The organism is Streptomyces sp. SirexAA-E (assembly GCF_000177195.2).
GTDB lineage: Bacteria > Actinomycetota > Actinomycetes > Streptomycetales > Streptomycetaceae > Streptomyces > Streptomyces flavovirens.
In genome coordinates this window covers 3,608,518-3,626,250 of sequence record NC_015953.1, presented here as the reverse complement: position 1 = coordinate 3,626,250, position 17,733 = coordinate 3,608,518, and the positions used below count along the sequence as shown (strand labels likewise).

Here is a 17,733-nt window from a genome sequence, read left to right as displayed (position 1 = left end):
CCCACGAGGCGCCGGGGCCCGCCTACCCGGCCCTCCGGGTCAGGGTCAGGCGCGACCCGGCGAACAAGGCGGCGAGCAGCCCGGCCGTCACCGGCACGACCACGGCCAGCAGCCCGAGGGTCTCCCACGGCAGCACGATCGGCGTGTAGGCCGAGTCCATGGGCTGCTCCCGCATCGCCTCCATGGCCTTGCTCAGGTCGACCAGACGCAGGGCCACCGCGGGCACGACACCGGCCACCGTGCCGAGCAGGACCCCGGTGAGCGCGACCACCACACACTGGAATCCGGAGAGCGTGCGCCGCAGCCGCGGGGGCGCCCCCACCGCGCTGAGCGTGGTCAGGTCGGCCTCCGCGTCGGCCTTGGCGAGCCCGGTCGTGATCGCGGCGGCTCCCAGCGTCACGATGCCTGCGAACAGGGCGAGGATCAGCAGGACCACGTCCTCCCGGGCGGCCCCGCCGTGCTCCGCCTGAAGGTAGAAGCGGCCTCCGGCCTGCGTGAAGGAGGCCGACACGGCCTGCGTCTCGGCATCCGTCGGCGTGTGCGCGACGGTGTAGAGGCTGCCGTAGGGCGCCGTGTGCAGACCGAGCCGGTCCGCGGTCTTCTGCGGCATGATCATCCGGATTCCCGGGGTGGCGGCGTACTTCGCGGGGGCGACGTACACCTTCAGCCGGTCCGTGGTGACCTCGGCCTTGCCCGGGTGCGGTTTCCGGTTCTTCTCGTCCTGGTCGCTGTACCTGTGGACGGCCTTGAGGGTGACCTCGCCGTTCTCCGCGTACGCCGAGTTGAGGAGCACAGGCGTGCCGGCGGCCAGCGCCTCGGCCGCCGCGGGGTCGTCGAGCCGGACGTACGAGGTGAGCACCTCGGCTCCCCCCACGACGATCTTGCTGCTTCCCGTGTCGAACGCGGACATGTCCAGGTACTCGTCCGTGCAGGCCGGGGACCGCATCAGCCTCTTGTGCTCGTCGGCGGAGAGGGTCTCGGCGAGCTTCTTGGCGCCGGCACCCTGCAGCGGGCAGCGATGGCTCTCGCCCTTCGGCTTGACCATGTCGAGCGAGCCGCAGTCGTTCTCCTTCTCGAAGTACACGGAGCAGTCGGACCCGGCCCAGACCCGCCCGAAGTCGGCACGGGCTCCGGTGACGGCCAGGTTCCGTTCGGTGGCGGCACGGGCCAGGGGCAGCTGGTCGACGCCCGACGCGTCCGACAGAACCAGGGCCACCGTGCCGGGGGTGAGCATGGGGATGTAGTCGTAGTCGTGTTCCGCCGACACGCTGGTCGTGTACGTGGCGATGGCCATGGTTCCCGCGACCGCCGCCATCACCGCGGCCACCGCCGGAGCCGTACGTCCACGGTTGCGGGCGGCGTCGCGCAGGGCCATCCGGGGGGAGAGCGGCAGCCGGGTGCCCAGCCGGCCCAGGAAGCCGACGATGACCGGGACGCAGGCGAGCAGCCCGAGCTCCGCGACCACGGACCCGCCGGCGATCATCGCCGTGTCGCCGCTCGTGCCGCCGAGGACGGCAACGGCCACGCCGCTCACCAGTGCCACGCAGCCCAGCAGCGGGAGCACGCGGGAGCTCCGGCGTGTTCCGCGACGGCCGGTGAGCGACTCCAGCACCGACTGCCGGCCGGCCACGATCGCGGGGGCCAGGGCCGCGAGTACCCCGGTGACGAGGCCGATCGCGGCGATGGCCAGCAGCTCCGGCGGACGGATGTCGAGGGCGCCGAACCGGATCCCGGACCAGCTCTCGATCAGCGGACGGAAGGCGGCTGTCAGCCCGATGCCCGCGGCGACCCCGGCGGTGGCGCCGACTCCGCCGAGGACCACACCGCCGGCCAGGACCACGGCCCGTACCTGACTCCGGTCGCCGCCGCAGGTGCCGACGAGGCCGAGCTGTCTGCGGGAGCGGCGGGCACCGACGGCGAAGGCGGGACCGGCCAGCAGGACGATCTCCAGGACGGCCATGGCGATGACGGTCACCAGGGCGGCACTCAGCTCCAGCTCGATCGGCTCGAAGCTCTGCCCGGCATGCGCGGCCCTCGGTATCTCCGAGTCGGGCGGCGGGTCGAGGACGACCTGGCGGGACAGCACCAGGACCCCCTTCTTGTTGGCCGTGAGCACGTCGGACCAGGGGACTCCGACTCCGGCCGGTCCCTCGACCAGCCAGGTCATGTCACCGACCTGGGGCGGCACCACCTTCTTGTCCCGGTCGGACGCGGCCTGCCAGGGCGCGATGACCGCCCCCGGATCGGCGTACAGCGCTTCCCGCCACAGATCGGCGGGCAGTTCCACGCTCCCGGTGATCGTGTACGTCTGCTCGGGACCGCGCAGCGTCGTGCGGGAGCCGATGTGGAGCCCCGTCGACTTCAGGAAGTGCTCGGTCGCCACGACCTGGTCCTTGCCGTCCGGGTAGGACCCCTTCGTCAGCTCGACCTTGCCCCGGACGAGCGGATCCGCGGTGCGCAGTTCGACGATGTCGGTGGTGATGATGCCGTGCCGGGTGGTGACCGTGGCGGGCACGCCCTGCTCGGTGATGTACCGGGCGCCCTCGGGGAGCGTGCCCGGTACGTCGACGGGGGCGGAGTCGGCGTCGGCGGCGGCGGCGTACGGTTCGGCCGGGCTGTCGTCCAGTGCGCCCCAGTTCGTGGCGTTGGGCATCTGCTCCACCTCGACGGGGCCGATGCCCGCCGAGCTGAACAACGCGTCCGCCGATCCCAGCTGGGCCGTCAGCTGCTCAGCCTTGCTGGGCGTGGAGCTGCGGTACGTGACGTCGGCGGCCGTGACCCCGAGGACCGGCAGGGCGATCATGGCGACGACGAGGGCGCTGCGGCCCTTGGACCGCAGGGCGTCGCGCCGGGCGATCCGCAGGGCGGCGCGCCAGCCGGAGAGGAGGCTCACTCGGCCCCCTCCGCGGTGAGCAGCGACTCGGCCCGGGCGGACAGCGTCTGGTCCACGACCGAGCCGTCCCGGAGGAAGACGACCCGGTCCGCCCAGGCCGCGTACCGGGGCTCGTGCGTCACCATCACGCCGGCCGCCCCCTGGTCACAGCGGTTGCGGAGCAGGGCCAGGACGGTTTCACCGGTCTCGGAGTCGAGGGCCCCGGTGGGTTCGTCGGCGAGCACCAGGCGCCGGTCGCCGACGAGGGCGCGTGCGATGGCGACCCGCTGCTGCTGGCCGCCGGACATCTCGTCCGGGAAGCGGTCGGCGACGTCGGCCAGGCCCATCTCCTCCAGAGCGGCCACGGCCTCCTTGCGCGCCTTGCGGACGGAGACGCCGTCCAGCTCCCGGGGCAGGGCGATGTTCTCCGCCGCGGTGAGGGCGGGTATCAGGTTGTAGTCCTGGAAGACGTAGCCCACGCTGCGGCGGCGCAGGGCGGCGAGCCCTCGGTGGCCCAGCGTGGAGAGGTCCTGGCCCTCGATGACGACCTGGCCGCTGGTCGCGGTGTCGAGCCCGCCGGCCAGGGTCAGGAGGGTGGACTTGCCGGAGCCGGAGGGTCCCATGACGGCGACGAGCTCGCCGGTGCGCACGGACAGGTCGATGCCCCGCAGGGCGTGCACCTCCGCGGCACCGGAGCCGTGGGTACGGGTCAGCGCCCGCAGTTCGAGGACCGGCCCGTCCACGGACGGACCGGTGGACGGGGCAGGGACGGACAAGGGCATGGCGGGTGGTTCCCCCTGAGGAAGAAGTACGGAAGACGCGGTACGCAGGTGCGGGGCCGAGCCGGCCCCCGGTCAGCGGCGGGACCCCTCGGCCCGCGTGGTCCGGCGTACGGCGGGCGTAGCAGGACGGGCGGGGGGCTCCGTGGCGGCGGCCTCGGCGAGGCGTACGAGGCGGGACTCGCAGTGGTCCAGCCACCGGGCCTCCGCCTCGGCCTGGAAGATCAGCTGTTCCACCACGAGCAGCCAGGCCACCTCGTCGCGGTCCGAGGGGACGTCGGCGAGCGCCTGTGCCTTCAGCCGCGTGTAGTCCTGCATGGCCTTCAGCGTGTGGCTGCGCTGTGACTGGATGACGGCCCGGATGTCGACCCCGGGCGCCCCCACGGCCATGGCGAGCTTGATGGCCAGCTCGTCCCTGGGCGGGTGGCTGCGGTCGACGGGCGTCCCGAACCAGTTGCGCAGCTCGGTGCGGCCGTCGTCGGTGATCGAGTAGAGCGTGTGTCCGGCGTCGTCCTCGCCGTCCTGGGTGACCATGCCGTCACGTTCCAGCCGGCTGAGCGTCGTGTAGACCTGGCCGACGTTCAGCGGCCAGGTGGAGCCCGTGCGGGACTCGAATTCGGTGCGGAGCTGGGAGCCGTACCGAGGCCCCCGTTCCAGAAGGGCCAGAAGCCCGTGACGGATCGACATACTGAGTATGTATACCGAGTATGCTCGCCACCGCAAGCCTTCCGGGGAGCGCGGACAAAGGGGGGTCAGTTGGCGCGGCGCATACGGATGGCCAGAAACCCCGTCCCCAGCCCGACCAGGACGATCCCCGTCCCGAGCAGGACCTGCTTCACGTGGCGCACGGCCGGGCGGCTCATCGCCCGCTCGCGCGCCGTCCGCCCCGGCTCGGGGAACGCGCCGGGCGGCGGGGTGTACGCGGGCGCCTCGCCCGGTTCGTCCTCCGGCGGGACCTCGTCGGCCGGAGTCCCGGTGGGCGCGACCTCCGAGGGTGCCAGCGACCTCCCGGGGCGCGCCCGCCCCTCTGCGGCCGACCGTCCGGCCATGGGCGCCTCGTCCGTGGAAGCGGAGGAAGAAGCGGAGCCGTGGGGGGAAGGGGAGGCGGGGGCCTGAAGGGCCGCGCGGAGGCCGGCGGCCGGGGCGTGCTCAGAGGCACACGCCGCCGTGGTCGCGGGGCCGAGTGCCACCCCCGCCGCCATCACCAGACAGGCCACGCACTGTGACGGCCGTGAAGCCAGGAGTCCTGGAGGCATGGGATCAGGGTCACATGCACGGATATGTCCGGCATCCTGGATGCAGCCACCGGCCGACGGGGGAGCCACCGGCCGTCGGGGGAGCCACCGGCAGCGCCGGACCCCGCCCTCATGAGCGACCCGAGCCGCCTCGGCGGAGCAGGCCGAGCCGCCTCGGCGGAGCAGGCCGGGTCACCTCGTCGGATCAGGCAGGGTCGCCCGTGGCGATGCGGAGCTCGAAGTGCGCGCCCCGCTCGGCCACGGCGGTCCCTGTGGTCGGGAACTGGTCGATGACCTGGTCCTCGGCGTACGTGTTGCCCGGGATCTCGATCACCTTGACCGTCCATCCGGCGGCGTCGATGCACGCCCTCGCCGAAAGGATGTCCTTGTAGATGAAGTTGGGCGCCTGGACCTTCGCCGGATCGTTGGTGTCCTCCGTCGCGTCCGTGCACTGGTCGGTCTTCATCGTCCGGTTGCGCTCCGGCGGCTTGTGCTCGCCGTCCGCCACGGAACCGCTGGTCCCGGGGTCGCCGTCCTTGCCGTTCTCGGAGTCGTCGTTGTTCATCACCAGCGCGCCGATCAGGCTGCCCACCGCGACCAGGGCCACCAGGGCCGACCCCACGACGATCCACTTGCTCCGCGAGGAACCGCTCCCGCCCCCCGCACCGCTCACCGTGGGCTGCGGGGACATCGTGTAGGGCGCCGGGGTCTGGTGCGCGAGGTGGGCGGGCGGCGTCCCGTAGGGCTGGGGTGCCTGCGGGTATCCGTACCCCGGGGTGGGCGCGGGCGTGGGAGCGTACGGGCCCGGCTGGTGCGGCTGCGGCTGGTAGGGCGTCTGGACGCCGTGCGGGGCCGGTGCCGCCTGGTCGACGGGCGGGAAGACCGCCGAGCCGACCCCCGCGCCGCTGTTCGCCGGGCCGCCGCCGGCGACGATCGCCGGGGCGCCCGCGTGGCCGCCCGCGTTCAGGACGCGGGTGATCTCGTCCTGCATCGCGGCGGCGCTGGGGAAGCGCTCGTTCGGATTCTTCTTCAGGGCGCGGGCGACGAGGGCGTCCATCGCGGGTGTGACCGACCGGTTGATGCTGGACGGCGCGACCGGCTCCTCCTGCACATGCGCGTACGCGATGGCGAGCGGCGAGTCCGCGTCGAACGGGATCCGGCCCGTGAGGAGTTGGAAGAGCATGATGCCGACCGAGTAGAGGTCGGAGCGCGCGTCCACCCCGCGTCCCAGGGCCTGTTCGGGGGAGAGGTACTGCGGGGTGCCGACGACCATGCCCGTCTGGGTCATGGAGGTGACGCCGGACTGCATGGCGCGGGCGATGCCGAAGTCCATGACCTTGACCACACCGCGCTTGGTCATCATGACGTTGCCGGGCTTGATGTCCCGGTGCACCAGGCCCATCTCGTGGCTGGTCTCCAGGGCGGCGAGCACGTCGGCCGTCACCTTGAGCGCCTTCTCGGCGGGCATCGCGCCGAACTGCCGGATGTCCGCCTGGAGTACGGAGCCGAGCGGCTGCCCCTCGACGTACTCCATGACGATGTACGGCATCAGCGCGCCGCCGAGCTCGTCCTCGCCCGTGTCGAACACCGAGACGATGTTGGTGTGCTGGAGTTTGGCGACCGCCTGGGCCTCGCGCCGGAAGCGCTCACGGAAGGACTGCTCGCGTCCCAGCTCCGTGTGCAGGGTCTTGATGGCGACCTGGCGGTCGAGCGCCGAGTCGTAGGCCAGGTAGACGGAGGCCATACCGCCCTCGCCGAGCAGATCGCGCAGCTGGTAGCGGCCCCCGGCCACGGAACCGCCCGCGTACCGCCCCTGCGTTCCGTGCGCGTCCTGGCTCATGAACTGCATCCCCCTGGTGATCCCTGTTACAGGCCAAGTCTGCCCGAGGGGTCCGACACGTCAAGCCGGGTGCCCGTTCCGTGACCCTACGCACAAGAAGCGTCTCGGAAGCGTTACAGGAAACGCATCGGATTTGCGCAGGCGGCGCGCCAGCCGATTGGATGACCCGTCCCTCTCGGAATCGGTGTGCGGGCCGGAGGCTGTAGCGTGACGTGGCAATGCAGCACACCGTGAGAACCCGCGGACGCGTGGACAGATACGACGGCGAGGACTGATGGCACCCGATTCCGAAGCAAACGGCGGCGGAGTTTCGGATGGCACCGACTCCTGGGGTGTCGATGGTGTCGTCGGAGACGGCCGTTACCGCATGACCCACCGGCTCGGCCGGGGCGGTATGGCGGAGGTGTTCGCCGCGGAGGACGTGCGTCTGGGACGCACCGTCGCGGTGAAGCTGCTCCGCTCCGACCTCGCCGAGGACCCTGTTTCCAAGGCCCGCTTCACACGCGAGGCGCAGTCGGTCGCCGGGCTCAACCACCATGCGATCGTCGCCGTGTACGACTCCGGCGAGGACGTCGTGGGCGGCGCGACCGTGCCGTACATCGTGATGGAGCTGGTCGAGGGGCGCACCATCCGCGACCTCCTGATCAGTGCCGAGGCCCCGCCGCCGGAGCAGGCGCTGATCATCGTCTCGGGGGTGCTGGAGGCGCTCGCGTACTCGCACCAGCACGGCATCGTGCACCGGGACATCAAGCCGGCGAACGTGATCATCACCAACTCCGGTGCCGTCAAGGTGATGGACTTCGGCATCGCCCGTGCGCTGCACGGTGCCCAGTCGACGATGACGCAGACCGGCATGGTCATGGGGACGCCCCAGTACCTCTCCCCGGAACAGGCGCTCGGCAAGGCGGTCGACCACCGCTCCGACCTGTACGCCACCGGCTGCCTGCTCTACGAACTCCTCGCCATGCGACCGCCGTTCACCGGCGAGACGCCGCTGTCGGTGGTGTACCAGCACGTGCAGGACATCCCGGTCCCGCCGTCCGACGTCTACGACGCCGTGCCGCCCGAGCTGGACGGCATGGTCATGCGCTCCCTGGCCAAGGAGCCGGACGACCGGTTCCAGAGCGCCGAGGAGATGCGCGGCCTGGTCCAGTACTCCCTGCAGATGCTCCAGGTCCAGGGCGGTCACACCGGCACGTGGAACACCGGCCCGGTCATGGCGAACGACGGCGGCGGCCACACCGCGGCGATGCACATGGGCGGCGGCACGGCCGCCATGGCGCACCCGATGCACGGTGACACCTCGCAGGGCCCGATCCTGCCGCCGATGAACCCCGACGACGGGGCGTACACCGGCAGCCATCAGAGCGGCGGCGGCGGCCGCGGCAAGATGGTGCTCTTCGTCGTGCTCGCCCTCGTCGCGATCGCGGCCGGTGTGGCGTTCGCCGTGAAGGCGGGGAACGACAGCAGTGGCGAGAAGAAGCCGTCCTCCCCCACCACGACGGTCTCGCCCTCGCCCGACGCGTCCTCGGCGAAGCCGACGGACGAGGCGACGGACGAGGCGACCGAGGAGCCGGAGAACTCCACGGGCGACCAGAACTGGCGCACCCGGCAGCCGTCCTACGAGCCGTCCTACACCCCGACCAAGCCGACCCAGGAACCGACGGAGCCCACGAGCTCACCCGACCCGGGCACGAGTGACGGCGGTACGGCGACGGAGGGCGGCTCCGGCGACGACGGCGGGTCGGAGGGCGACTCCGGCGACACCGGCGAGAGCGGTGACCCGGCCAACGGCGGTACGACCGAGGGCAACACCACCACCGGAACGGGTACCGCCGCCGGGGCCGCGGCGGGCGCGGCGGCCGGCAACACCACCACCGGCACCGGCACGACCCCGTAGGTGCGGGCGCCCGGCCTCACCCCGTGAAGGCCTCGCTGACCGCGTCGTAGGCGCGTGTCCACCACACCGCCAGGGCCGACACCGCAGGGAACTGCGGGTCGGCCCTGCGGTCGTGCAGGCGGTAGCGCCAGCTCAGTATCCAGAAGTCGTTCAGCCGCTCCCACCACACCCGGTGCACCGCGGACGCGAGTTCGGCCGCGGAAGCCCCGGCCGAGCGCCGGTAGGCGCGGGCGTACGCCCGCACCTTCTCCAGGGCCAGTTCCCCGTCCGGCCGGACGAAGAAGATGACCGCGGCCCGCACCGCCTCCTCCGCCCGTGGCTGCACGCCGAGTCGGTCCCAGTCCACGATCGCCACCGGGTCGGGCCCCCGGTAGAGCAGGTTCAGCGGATGGAAGTCGCCGTGCACCCAGCCGCGTGCCGGCTCACCGGGCGGGGGCGGGCGGCGGTGGGCGTGCTGTTCCAGCAGGGCGCGGCGTTCCACCAGCCGGTGCACGGCGAGTTCGTCGAAGGCGTCCCGGGGGCCCGTGCCGTGCGCGGAGGCGGACGCCAGCAGGTCGTCGATCAGCGCGAAGGTGTCGGCGGGGTCCGGGCTCTGCCCCCGTCCGGCCGGCGGCGGGGCCTCCTCCATGACCTGCTCCAGGCCCGTGTGCACGGCGCCGAGCAGTGCTCCGAGCCGCCGGGACTGGGCGGTCGTCAGCTGGGTGCCGTCCCGGTGGAGCCCGTCGACCCACGGGTGCAGGGCATAGCGACGGCCTTCGATGACGGTCACCGTGTCACCGTCCGTGTCCGCGAGGGGCGGGGCGACCGGGACGCCCAACGAGTGCAGCTGCTGGGTCGCACGGTGCTGCCGGACGATGGTGGCGTGGTCACCGCTGGCGTCGTCGAGGTGGTGCTTGTCGAGGTGGTGCTTGAGGAAGAACGTCCCGCGGGTGGTGGAGACCCGGTAGCCGTGGTTCAGGAGCCCCTTGGTGAGCGGCTCGCAGGCGAGGGGCTCACCGGCCCGGGGGTAGCGGCGCAGCACCTCGCCGACCGGAGGAACAGGTGGAAAAGTCACAGATGAGCGCAGCACTCGCCACATGTTAGGTGACCCTGAGTGGCCGGTTTTACGGACTTGCGTCGTAGGCGAGAGTGTGCATACGCACCACGTGGGGATCGAGTCGGAGGTACACCGGATCGAAGGGCTCGCCGTTCACTTCGAGCGGCCCGGCCCCGAAGAGATCCCGCTGACCGGGCGTGGGTTCGGTGAGTTCGGCGGGGCCCGTGCACTGCACCGCCCACAGGCCGTCGGTGCCGGACGACGCGGGGAGCCCGGGGAAGCCGACGTTGTCCGCCCCGTACGCGATGACGTTGCCGTCGCAGCACTCGTGGTAGCCCAGCCCCCTGTGCAGCCGCAGGAACACCCGGCCCTCGATCACCTGGTGCCTGGCCACGGCCAGGAGGGGCAGGGCCCGCATGCTCGCGGCCAGCCGGCCGTGACGCACCTGGGCAAGCAGCTCCATCGCCCTCCGCCCGTCGGCGACCGAGGCGGAACCGGAACCCGAACAGTCGGCCGGGCCGGAGCCGGTACACGGCCCGGCGCCCGGATCCGGAACGGGACCACCGCCGGGTCCGGTCGCGTCGGCGGGCCGGGAAGCGGAGCCGGAACCGCTGTCGGTGCCGGGGCCGAAGGGGCGGGGAGAAAGCATGGCTCCCACTGTCCGGTAGCCGTAGGAACCGCGTAAGAGTCGGCGGCCCCGAGAGGACCGGGACCAAAGTCCCCGCGGCGTCGCTCAGCGCTTCTCGGCCTGGAGCCTGGCCACGTACGCGGCCGCCTGGGAGCGGCGCTCCATGCCCAGCTTGGCCAGCAGGCTGGAGACGTAGTTCTTGATCGTCTTCTCGGCGAGGTGCAGCCGCTCGCCGATGACCCGGTTCGTCAGGCCCTCGCCGATGAGGTCGAGGATCTTGCGTTCCTGTTCCGTCAGACCGGCCAGCCGGTCGTCGCCCCCGCTCTTCCCCTCGCGGAGCCGTTCCAGCACCCGCGCGGTCGCGACCGGGTCGAGCAGGGACTTTCCGGCCGCCACGTCGCGTACGGCGCTCAGCAGCTCGTTGCCGCGGATCGCCTTGAGGACGTAACCCGAGGCCCCGGCCATGATCGCGTCGAACAGCGCCTCGTCGTCGGCGTAGGAGGTCAGCATCAGACACTTGATGCCCTCGTCCCCGGAGCGGACCTCGCGGCAGACCTCCACGCCGCTGCCGTCCGGCAGCCGCACGTCCAGGATCGCCACGTCCGGCCGCGTCGCCGGGATGCGTGCCAGGGCGTCCGCGGCGGTGCCCGCCTCGCCGACGACCTCGATGTCCTCCTCGACGGAGAGCAGCTCATGGACTCCGCGGCGGACGACTTCGTGGTCGTCGAGCAGGAATACAGTGATTTTTCCGTCTTCACGCACAAACGAAGTCTCACACACTCCTTTCCCGTCCGCCCTTCCCTGGCGGTGACGGCCGGGATAACGTGCCGTTGTTCCGGCGGCCTCGGGGGCTGTTATCAGTGCTGTGACCAGCAAGGCTTCGCGATTTTTTCGATTTACTTGGAAATCCAAGCAAAATCGCAGGTCACAGGGTGTTTCGCAGTTATGCGACGCACTGGGTAACGTGCTTATGACAGGGCGCTCGCCGGGGCACCTGTCACGCCTGTTTCCGGCCGAGGGCACCCACCCCGTGCACGGGTAACGGACACAGGCGAGCCGCACTGGTTCCCGGCCATCCCGGGGGCCGGACCGACGGAGGAGCACGCACGTGACCGTGGAGAGCACTGCCGCGCGCAAACCGCGACGCAGCAGCAAGCGGACCAGCGCCGCGAAGACGCCACAGAAATCCGAGCCGCAGCTCGTACAGCTGCTGACGCCGGAGGGTGAGCGTGTCGAGCACCCTGACTACACGATCGACCTGAGCGGCGACGAGCTGCGCGGCCTGTACCGGGACATGGTCCTGACCCGCCGCTTCGACGCCGAGGCGACCGCGTTGCAGCGGCAGGGCGAGCTGGGCCTGTGGGCCTCGCTGCTGGGCCAGGAGGCCGCGCAGATCGGCTCCGGCCGGGCGCTGCGCGACGACGACTACGTCTTCCCGACCTACCGGGAGCACGGCGTCGCCTGGTGCCGCGGGGTCGATCCCACCAACCTGCTCGGCATGTTCCGCGGCGTGAACCACGGCGGCTGGGACCCGAACAGCAACAACTTCCACCTGTACACGATCGTCATCGGCTCGCAGACCCTGCACGCCACCGGCTACGCCATGGGCGTCGCCAAGGACGGCGCGGACTCGGCCGTGATCGCGTACTTCGGTGACGGCGCCTCCAGCCAGGGTGACGTCGCGGAGTCCTTCACCTTCTCCGCCGTCTACAACGCCCCCGTCGTCTTCTTCTGCCAGAACAACCAGTGGGCGATCTCCGAGCCGACCGAGCGGCAGACCCGGGTGCCCCTCTACCAGCGCGCCCAGGGCTACGGCTTCCCCGGTGTCCGGGTCGACGGCAACGACGTCCTGGCGTGCCTGGCCGTCACGAGGTCGGCGCTGGAGCGTGCCCGCCGGGGCGAGGGTCCGACCCTCGTCGAGGCCTTCACCTACCGGATGGGCGCCCACACCACCTCCGACGACCCGACCAAGTACCGGGCGGACGAGGAGCGGGCCGCGTGGGAGGCGAGGGACCCGATCCTGCGGCTGCGCACCTACCTGGAGAAGCAGGACCTCGCCGACGCCGCGTACTTCACCGCGCTGGACGAGGAGAGCGAGGCCCTCGGCAAGCGGGTGCGCGAAGCCGTACGAGCGATGCCCGACCCGGACCGGCTGGCCATCTTCGACCACGCCTACGCCGACGGCAGCCCGCTCGTCGACGAGGAGCGCGCCCAGTTCGCCGCCTACCAGGCATCGTTCGCCGAGGAGGGCAACTAGCCATGGCCGCCCAGAAAATGTCCATCGCCAAGGCGCTCAACGAGTCGCTGCGCAAGGCCCTGGAGACGGACCCCAAGGTCCTGATCATGGGTGAGGACGTCGGTAAGCTCGGCGGTGTCTTCCGCATCACGGACGGGCTCCAGAAGGACTTCGGCGAGGACCGCGTCATCGACACGCCGCTCGCCGAGTCGGGCATCGTCGGCACGGCGATCGGCCTGGCCCTGCGCGGCTACCGTCCGGTCGTGGAGATCCAGTTCGACGGCTTCGTCTTCCCGGCGTACGACCAGATCGTCACGCAGCTCGCCAAGATGCACGCCCGCGCGCTCGGCAAGATCAAGCTGCCCGTCGTCGTCCGTATCCCCTACGGCGGCGGCATCGGGGCCGTCGAGCACCACAGCGAGTCGCCCGAGGCGCTGTTCGCGCACGTGGCCGGGCTGAAGGTCGTCTCGCCGTCCAACGCGAGCGACGCCTACTGGATGATGCAGCAGGCCGTGCAGAGCGATGACCCGGTCATCTTCTTCGAGCCGAAGCGGCGCTACTGGGACAAGGGCGAGCTGGACACCGAGGCCATCCCGGGCTCGCTGCACAGCGCCGCCACCGTCCGAGAGGGCACCGATCTCACGCTCGTCGCCTACGGCCCGATGGTGAAGGTCTGCCTGGAGGCCGCCTCGGCCGCCCAGGAGGAGGGCAAGTCGATCGAGGTCCTGGACCTGCGGTCGATGTCCCCGATCGACTTCGACGCCGTGCAGGCGTCGGTCGAGAAGACCGGCCGGCTGGTCGTGGTCCACGAGGCACCGGTGTTCTACGGCTCCGGCGCCGAGATCGCCGCACGGATCACCGAGCGCTGCTTCTACCACCTGGAGGCCCCGGTGCTACGGGTCGGCGGCTACCACGTCCCGTACCCGCCGGCCCGGCTGGAGGACGAGTACCTGCCCGGCCTGGACCGGGTGCTCGACGCCGTCGACCGCTCGCTGGCGTACTGAGGAGAGGGGTCGTGACGACGATGACCGAAACGTCTGCTCGCTTCCGTGAGTTCAAGATGCCCGATGTGGGCGAAGGACTGACCGAGGCCGAAATCCTCAAGTGGTTCGTCCAGCCCGGCGACACCGTGACCGACGGCCAGGTGGTGTGCGAGGTCGAGACGGCCAAGGCCGCGGTCGAGCTGCCGATCCCGTTCGACGGGGTCGTGCACGAGCTGCGCTTTCCCGAGGGCACCACCGTCGACGTCGGCGAGGTGATCATCGCGGTGGACGTGGCGCCCGGCAGCGGTGACGCCCCGGCCGAACCGGAACCCGTGCAGGAGGCCGTACCGGAGCCCGAGGCCGAGGAGGCCCCCAAGGGCCGCCAGCCGGTGCTCGTCGGGTACGGCGTGGCCGAGAGCTCCACCAAGCGGCGGGCCCGCAAGGGCGCCGAGGTCCCCGGCCCGGCCGCCGCCGCGGTCCAGGCCGAGCTGAACGGCCGCGCCCCCGTGGCCCCCGCCCCTTCGCCGGTGCCGGAGGGCAGGCCGCTGGCCAAGCCGCCGGTGCGCAAGCTGGCCAAGGACCTCGGGATCGACCTCGCCACGGTCACCCCGACCGGCGAGGGCGGCATCATCACCCGCGACGACGTCCACGCGGCCGCCACCCCGGCCACGCCCGAGCAGCCCGCGCCCGCCGTCGAGGAGCCGGCAGCGGCCGTGAGCCCCGCCCCGGCAGCCGCCCAGGGCGCCCGGGAGACCCGCATCCCGGTCAAGGGCGTACGCAAGGCCATCGCCCAGGCCATGGTCGGCAGCGCCTTCACCGCGCCGCACGTCACCGAGTTCGTCACCGTCGACGTGACGCGCACGATGAAGCTGGTGGCGGAGCTCAAGGAGGACAAGGACATGGCGGGGGTGCGGGTCAACCCGCTCCTCATCATCGCCAAGGCCCTCCTGGTCGCGATCAAGCGCAACCCGGCCGTCAACGCCGCCTGGGACGAGGCTGCCCAGGAGATCGTCCAGAAGCACTACGTCAACCTGGGCATCGCCGCGGCCACCCCGCGCGGCCTGATCGTGCCGAACATCAAGGACGCGCACGAGAAGACCCTCCCGGAGCTGGCCGGGGCCCTGGGCGAGCTGGTCTCCACCGCCCGCGAGGGCCGGACGTCCCCCGCCGCCATGGCGGGCGGCACGGTGACCATCACCAACGTCGGCGTCTTCGGTGTCGACACCGGCACGCCGATCCTCAACCCCGGCGAGTCGGCGATCCTCGCGGTCGGCGCCATCAAGCTCCAGCCGTGGGTCCACAAGGGCAAGGTGAAGCCGCGTCAGGTGACCACGCTGGCGTTGTCGTTCGACCACCGACTGGTCGACGGCGAGCTCGGCTCCAAGGTCCTCGCGGACGTCGCGGCGATCCTGGAACAGCCGAAGCGGTTGATCACCTGGGCCTGACGGCCCCGGCGGTAGGTGTGACGGGTGGGCCCGCGCGGAGGGCGTGCGGGCCCATCGCCATGTCCGGCGCCGGTCGCCGCAGGGAGAGTTCGGCGTAGACCGTCTTGCCCACGGCACGCGGCTCGACGCCCCAGTCGTCGGCGAGCTGCGCCACGACCACGAGGCCCCGCCCGTAGCACTCGTCGTCCGCCGCCGCCCGCAGCCCCGGCAGCCGCTCCCCGCGTGGATCACTCACCGCGATCCGGAGCGTGGCCGCGGTGAGGGTCAACTCCACGCGGAAGAGGCGGCCCCGCAGCGAGCCGTGCAGCAGGGCGTTCGTCGCCAACTCGCTGACCAGCAGCGCGGTGTCACAGGCCAGTTCCGGGTGCCCCCACTGCGCGACGAGCCGGGCGGCCCGGTGCCGGCAGAGGGACACGCTGCGTGAGGTGGGGGTGTAGTCGAGCCGGTCCCGGCGGAGGACGGGGTCGGGTGCGGGGATTTCCTGGGCTGCGGTCATGGACGCGTGCCTCCGTGGGGTGCGGGCGGTGGCGATGCCGGGGCCTGCGGTGTGGGGGCCGGGGGCGGCCCGGAGCAGGGCAGGGCGGTGCACTTCCGCCGTTCGGTTCCGCTGAGCGAGCGGGTGCGTGCTGAACGTAGCGACCTCGTGAGTTGGGTGCAAGTGAAACGGGGACAAGTGTCCCCAATGGGGGAGCGTGGTCGACGACTGGATCCGGGAGGCGGGACACTGATGCGGTGAACGGAGCGACGCGGCAAGGTAATCGGTCGTCAACTGTCCTGGCACGCAGGCTCGGTAGTGAGCTGCTGCGTCTGCGGGATGCGTCCGGGAAGACGCAGCAGGAGGCGGCCCAGGTCATCAGCGCGACCAACTCGAAGATCGTGAAGATGGAACGGGGGTGGGTCCCGATGAGGGACCCGGACATCCGTACTCTCTGCGAGTTCTACGGTGTCGATGACGCGAAGCTTGTCGGTCGCCTGCTGGAGGTGGCACGGCTGGACCGCGAGCGCCGTAAGGCGAAAGGCTGGTGGAACCAGTATCCGGAGCTGCGCTCGCTGGTCGAATACGTTGCGCTCGAAGACATCGCGACGGCCGTCAGGACCTGGCAGGTGGCCTTCGTGCCTGGGCTCCTACAGACCCCGGACTACGCGCGGGCGCTCGCGGTCGGTAACGCGGAGTGGGACGACCCGGAGGAGATCGAGCGCTTTGTCGAGGCGAAGATCGCCCGGCAGGCGCGTCTGGGGGACGCCAACCCGCTCGCCCTGTGGGCGATCGTCGGAGAAGGGGCCCTCCGTCAACTGGTCGGTGGCCGTGAGGTGATGCGTGCGCAATTGGCACGTCTCATCGAGGCTGCCGCTGAGCCAAATGTCACGGTGCAGGTTGTCCCGTTCCTCGCGGGGTCGCATCCGGGCATGACCAGCGCATTCAGCGTCGTATCGTTCGCCGAACCCGGTGCTTTGGACGTGGTTTACATGGACACGACTTCGTCTACGCTGTGGCTGGAGAGCGAGACGGACGCCGCGCGTCACAATGTCACGTTCGGCCGCATTGCTCGAAGCGGACTCGCTCCCCGCGATTCCATCGCTCTGATGGAGCGTATTCGCAAGGAGTTGTAGTCGTGCCCCACTTCGAGTTCGTCAAGTCCAGCTACAGCAGCGGCAACGGCGAGTGCGTCGAAGTAGCCCGCAACATCCCCCGTACCGTCGCCGTCCGCGACTCCAAGCGGCCCGGCGGCCCGCACGTCACCGTCACCCCCGCCGCCTGGGACGCCTTCACGGCCGACCTGCGCCGGCAGCCGTAGGCGCGACGGAGGGGCCCGGTCCGCGCAAGCGAGTGCGCGGGCCGGGCCCCTCCTCCGTACGGCCGTCGGCTACTTCTTGAACCCGTAGTCCAGCAGCTTCTTCGCGTCGCTCGTCCGGGAGCTCACCGAGGACGACGTCAGCACCGTGCCGATGACCGTCTTGCCGTTCCGGGTCGCGGCGAAGACCAGGCAGTACTTGGCGGTCGGTCCCGAGCCGGTCTTGACCCCGATCGCGCCGCTGTAACCGCCCAGCAGCGGGTTGGTGTTGTCCCACGCCATGTAGCGGTAGCCGCCGCTCTTGGTCGTGACCTTCTGCTTCGTCGACTTCGTCTTCACGACGGTGCGGAACGTGGAGTTCTTCATCGCGTTGCTCGCGAGCTTCGTCAGGTCGCGCGGGGTCGAGTAGTTCGAGCCGCTGCCGATGCCGTCGAACGAGTCGAAGTGCGTGTTCTTCAGACCGAGGCTCTTGGCGCTCGCGTTCATCTTGCCGATGAAGGACTTCACGCGGGCCGCGCGGGTGCTGCCGGAACCGAACTTGTCGGCGAGCGCGTAGGCCGCGTCACAGCCGGACGGCAGCATGAGGCCGTACAGGAGCTGGCGCACCGTCACCTTGTCGCCGACGATCAGCCGGGCCGACGAGGCGTTCTTGGAGACGATGTAGTCGCTGTACGCCTTCTGGATCGTGACCTTGGAGTCCAGATTCAGGTTCTTCTGGGCCAGCACCACCTTGGCGGTCATTATCTTCGTGGTGGAACCGGTCGGACGCCGGGTGTCGGCGGCCTTGCTGTACAGGGCCTTCGCCGTGCCGTTGTTCATCACGAACCCGCCCTTGGCGGTGATCGAGGGCGTCGGCGGTGCCGCGGCCTGGGCCCCGGAGGCGAAAGCCCCGCCCGCGAGCAGTGCTCCCGCCGTCAGGGCGATCACGGTCGCGACCGATGCGCGACGTGCGCCCGTAATGCCGTGTATCAAGGTCAACGCTCCAA

The 17,733-nt window shown here is 71.1% G+C and carries 16 protein-coding genes; 6 read left to right on the top strand and 10 right to left on the bottom strand.

Going from position 1 to position 17,733, the window contains the following annotated elements; all coding sequences use genetic code 11:
• Positions 1-22: 22 nt before the first annotated feature.
• The 5 genes from SACTE_RS16105 to SACTE_RS16085 all read right to left on the bottom strand — a co-directional run bounded on the left by SACTE_RS16105 (position 23) and on the right by SACTE_RS16085 (position 6,726).
• Complete coding sequence (locus SACTE_RS16105) at positions 23-2,893, bottom strand: FtsX-like permease family protein (protein ID WP_014047098.1); 2,871 nt, start codon at positions 2,891-2,893, stop codon at positions 23-25.
• Positions 2,890-3,654 carry an ABC transporter ATP-binding protein gene (locus tag SACTE_RS16100; RefSeq protein ID WP_014047097.1) on the bottom strand — a complete coding sequence of 255 codons (765 nt, stop codon included), beginning with the start codon at positions 3,652-3,654 and terminating at the stop codon, positions 2,890-2,892. Before SACTE_RS16100 ends, SACTE_RS16105 begins: the two co-directional genes overlap by 4 nt.
• Before the next feature lie 72 nt (positions 3,655-3,726).
• Positions 3,727-4,338, bottom strand: a complete 612-nt coding sequence (locus SACTE_RS16095) for a PadR family transcriptional regulator (protein WP_014047096.1) — start codon at positions 4,336-4,338, stop codon at positions 3,727-3,729.
• 65 nt (positions 4,339-4,403) lie between these two features.
• A complete protein-coding gene (locus tag SACTE_RS16090) occupies positions 4,404-4,700 on the bottom strand; it encodes a hypothetical protein (RefSeq protein WP_014047095.1) in 297 nt (98 codons plus the stop codon).
• Between the two features lie 391 nt (positions 4,701-5,091).
• Entirely contained in the window at positions 5,092-6,726 is a 1,635-nt protein-coding gene (locus SACTE_RS16085; protein ID WP_014047094.1) for a protein kinase, read from the bottom strand.
• Between the two features lie 274 nt (positions 6,727-7,000).
• On the opposite strand from SACTE_RS16085, the gene SACTE_RS16080 reads away from it, so the two are divergent.
• Positions 7,001-8,626: a protein kinase gene (locus tag SACTE_RS16080; RefSeq protein ID WP_014047093.1), complete on the top strand. Its 1,626-nt coding sequence runs from the start codon at positions 7,001-7,003 to the stop codon at positions 8,624-8,626.
• A 16-nt stretch (positions 8,627-8,642) separates the two neighbouring features.
• Here the strand turns inward: SACTE_RS16080 and SACTE_RS16075 are convergent, their stop codons facing one another.
• The 3 genes from SACTE_RS16075 to SACTE_RS16065 form a co-directional block, all read right to left on the bottom strand.
• Positions 8,643-9,647: a phosphotransferase gene (locus tag SACTE_RS16075; protein WP_019992511.1), complete on the bottom strand. Its 1,005-nt coding sequence runs from the start codon at positions 9,645-9,647 to the stop codon at positions 8,643-8,645.
• A gap of 82 nt (positions 9,648-9,729) precedes the next feature.
• Positions 9,730-10,125 (bottom strand): pyridoxamine 5'-phosphate oxidase family protein, encoded by a 396-nt coding sequence (locus SACTE_RS16070; RefSeq protein ID WP_226995168.1) that lies wholly within the window; start codon positions 10,123-10,125, stop codon positions 9,730-9,732.
• Positions 10,126-10,395: 270 nt separating this feature from the next.
• Positions 10,396-11,052 (bottom strand): response regulator transcription factor, encoded by a 657-nt coding sequence (locus SACTE_RS16065; protein ID WP_014047090.1) that lies wholly within the window; start codon positions 11,050-11,052, stop codon positions 10,396-10,398.
• A gap of 346 nt (positions 11,053-11,398) precedes the next feature.
• Between SACTE_RS16065 and pdhA the strand changes: the two genes are divergently transcribed.
• From pdhA to SACTE_RS16050, 3 genes are read left to right on the top strand one after another with little or no spacing between them, the layout of a single operon-like run.
• Positions 11,399-12,547, top strand: a complete 1,149-nt coding sequence (pdhA, locus tag SACTE_RS16060; protein ID WP_014047089.1) for a pyruvate dehydrogenase (acetyl-transferring) E1 component subunit alpha — start codon at positions 11,399-11,401, stop codon at positions 12,545-12,547.
• A gap of 2 nt (positions 12,548-12,549) precedes the next feature.
• Positions 12,550-13,530, top strand: a complete 981-nt coding sequence (locus SACTE_RS16055) for an alpha-ketoacid dehydrogenase subunit beta (protein WP_014047088.1) — start codon at positions 12,550-12,552, stop codon at positions 13,528-13,530.
• Between the two features lie 11 nt (positions 13,531-13,541).
• Positions 13,542-14,954, top strand: coding sequence for a 2-oxo acid dehydrogenase subunit E2 (locus tag SACTE_RS16050; RefSeq protein WP_014047087.1), 1,413 nt, complete (start codon positions 13,542-13,544; stop codon positions 14,952-14,954).
• Here the strand turns inward: SACTE_RS16050 and SACTE_RS16045 are convergent.
• Entirely contained in the window at positions 14,941-15,450 is a 510-nt protein-coding gene (locus SACTE_RS16045; protein WP_014047086.1) for an ATP-binding protein, read from the bottom strand. The genes SACTE_RS16050 and SACTE_RS16045 overlap by 14 nt on opposite strands.
• A gap of 236 nt (positions 15,451-15,686) precedes the next feature.
• On the opposite strand from SACTE_RS16045, the gene SACTE_RS16040 reads away from it, so the two are divergent.
• Positions 15,687-16,565 carry a helix-turn-helix transcriptional regulator gene (locus tag SACTE_RS16040; protein ID WP_014047085.1) on the top strand — a complete coding sequence of 293 codons (879 nt, stop codon included), beginning with the start codon at positions 15,687-15,689 and terminating at the stop codon, positions 16,563-16,565.
• 2 nt (positions 16,566-16,567) lie between these two features.
• Positions 16,568-16,750: a DUF397 domain-containing protein gene (locus tag SACTE_RS16035; protein WP_014047084.1), complete on the top strand. Its 183-nt coding sequence runs from the start codon at positions 16,568-16,570 to the stop codon at positions 16,748-16,750.
• Positions 16,751-16,819: 69 nt separating this feature from the next.
• On the opposite strand, the gene SACTE_RS16030 is transcribed toward SACTE_RS16035, so the two are convergent.
• Positions 16,820-17,671 carry a serine hydrolase gene (locus tag SACTE_RS16030; RefSeq protein ID WP_050986410.1) on the bottom strand — a complete coding sequence of 284 codons (852 nt, stop codon included), beginning with the start codon at positions 17,669-17,671 and terminating at the stop codon, positions 16,820-16,822.
• Positions 17,672-17,733 lie beyond the last annotated feature (62 nt).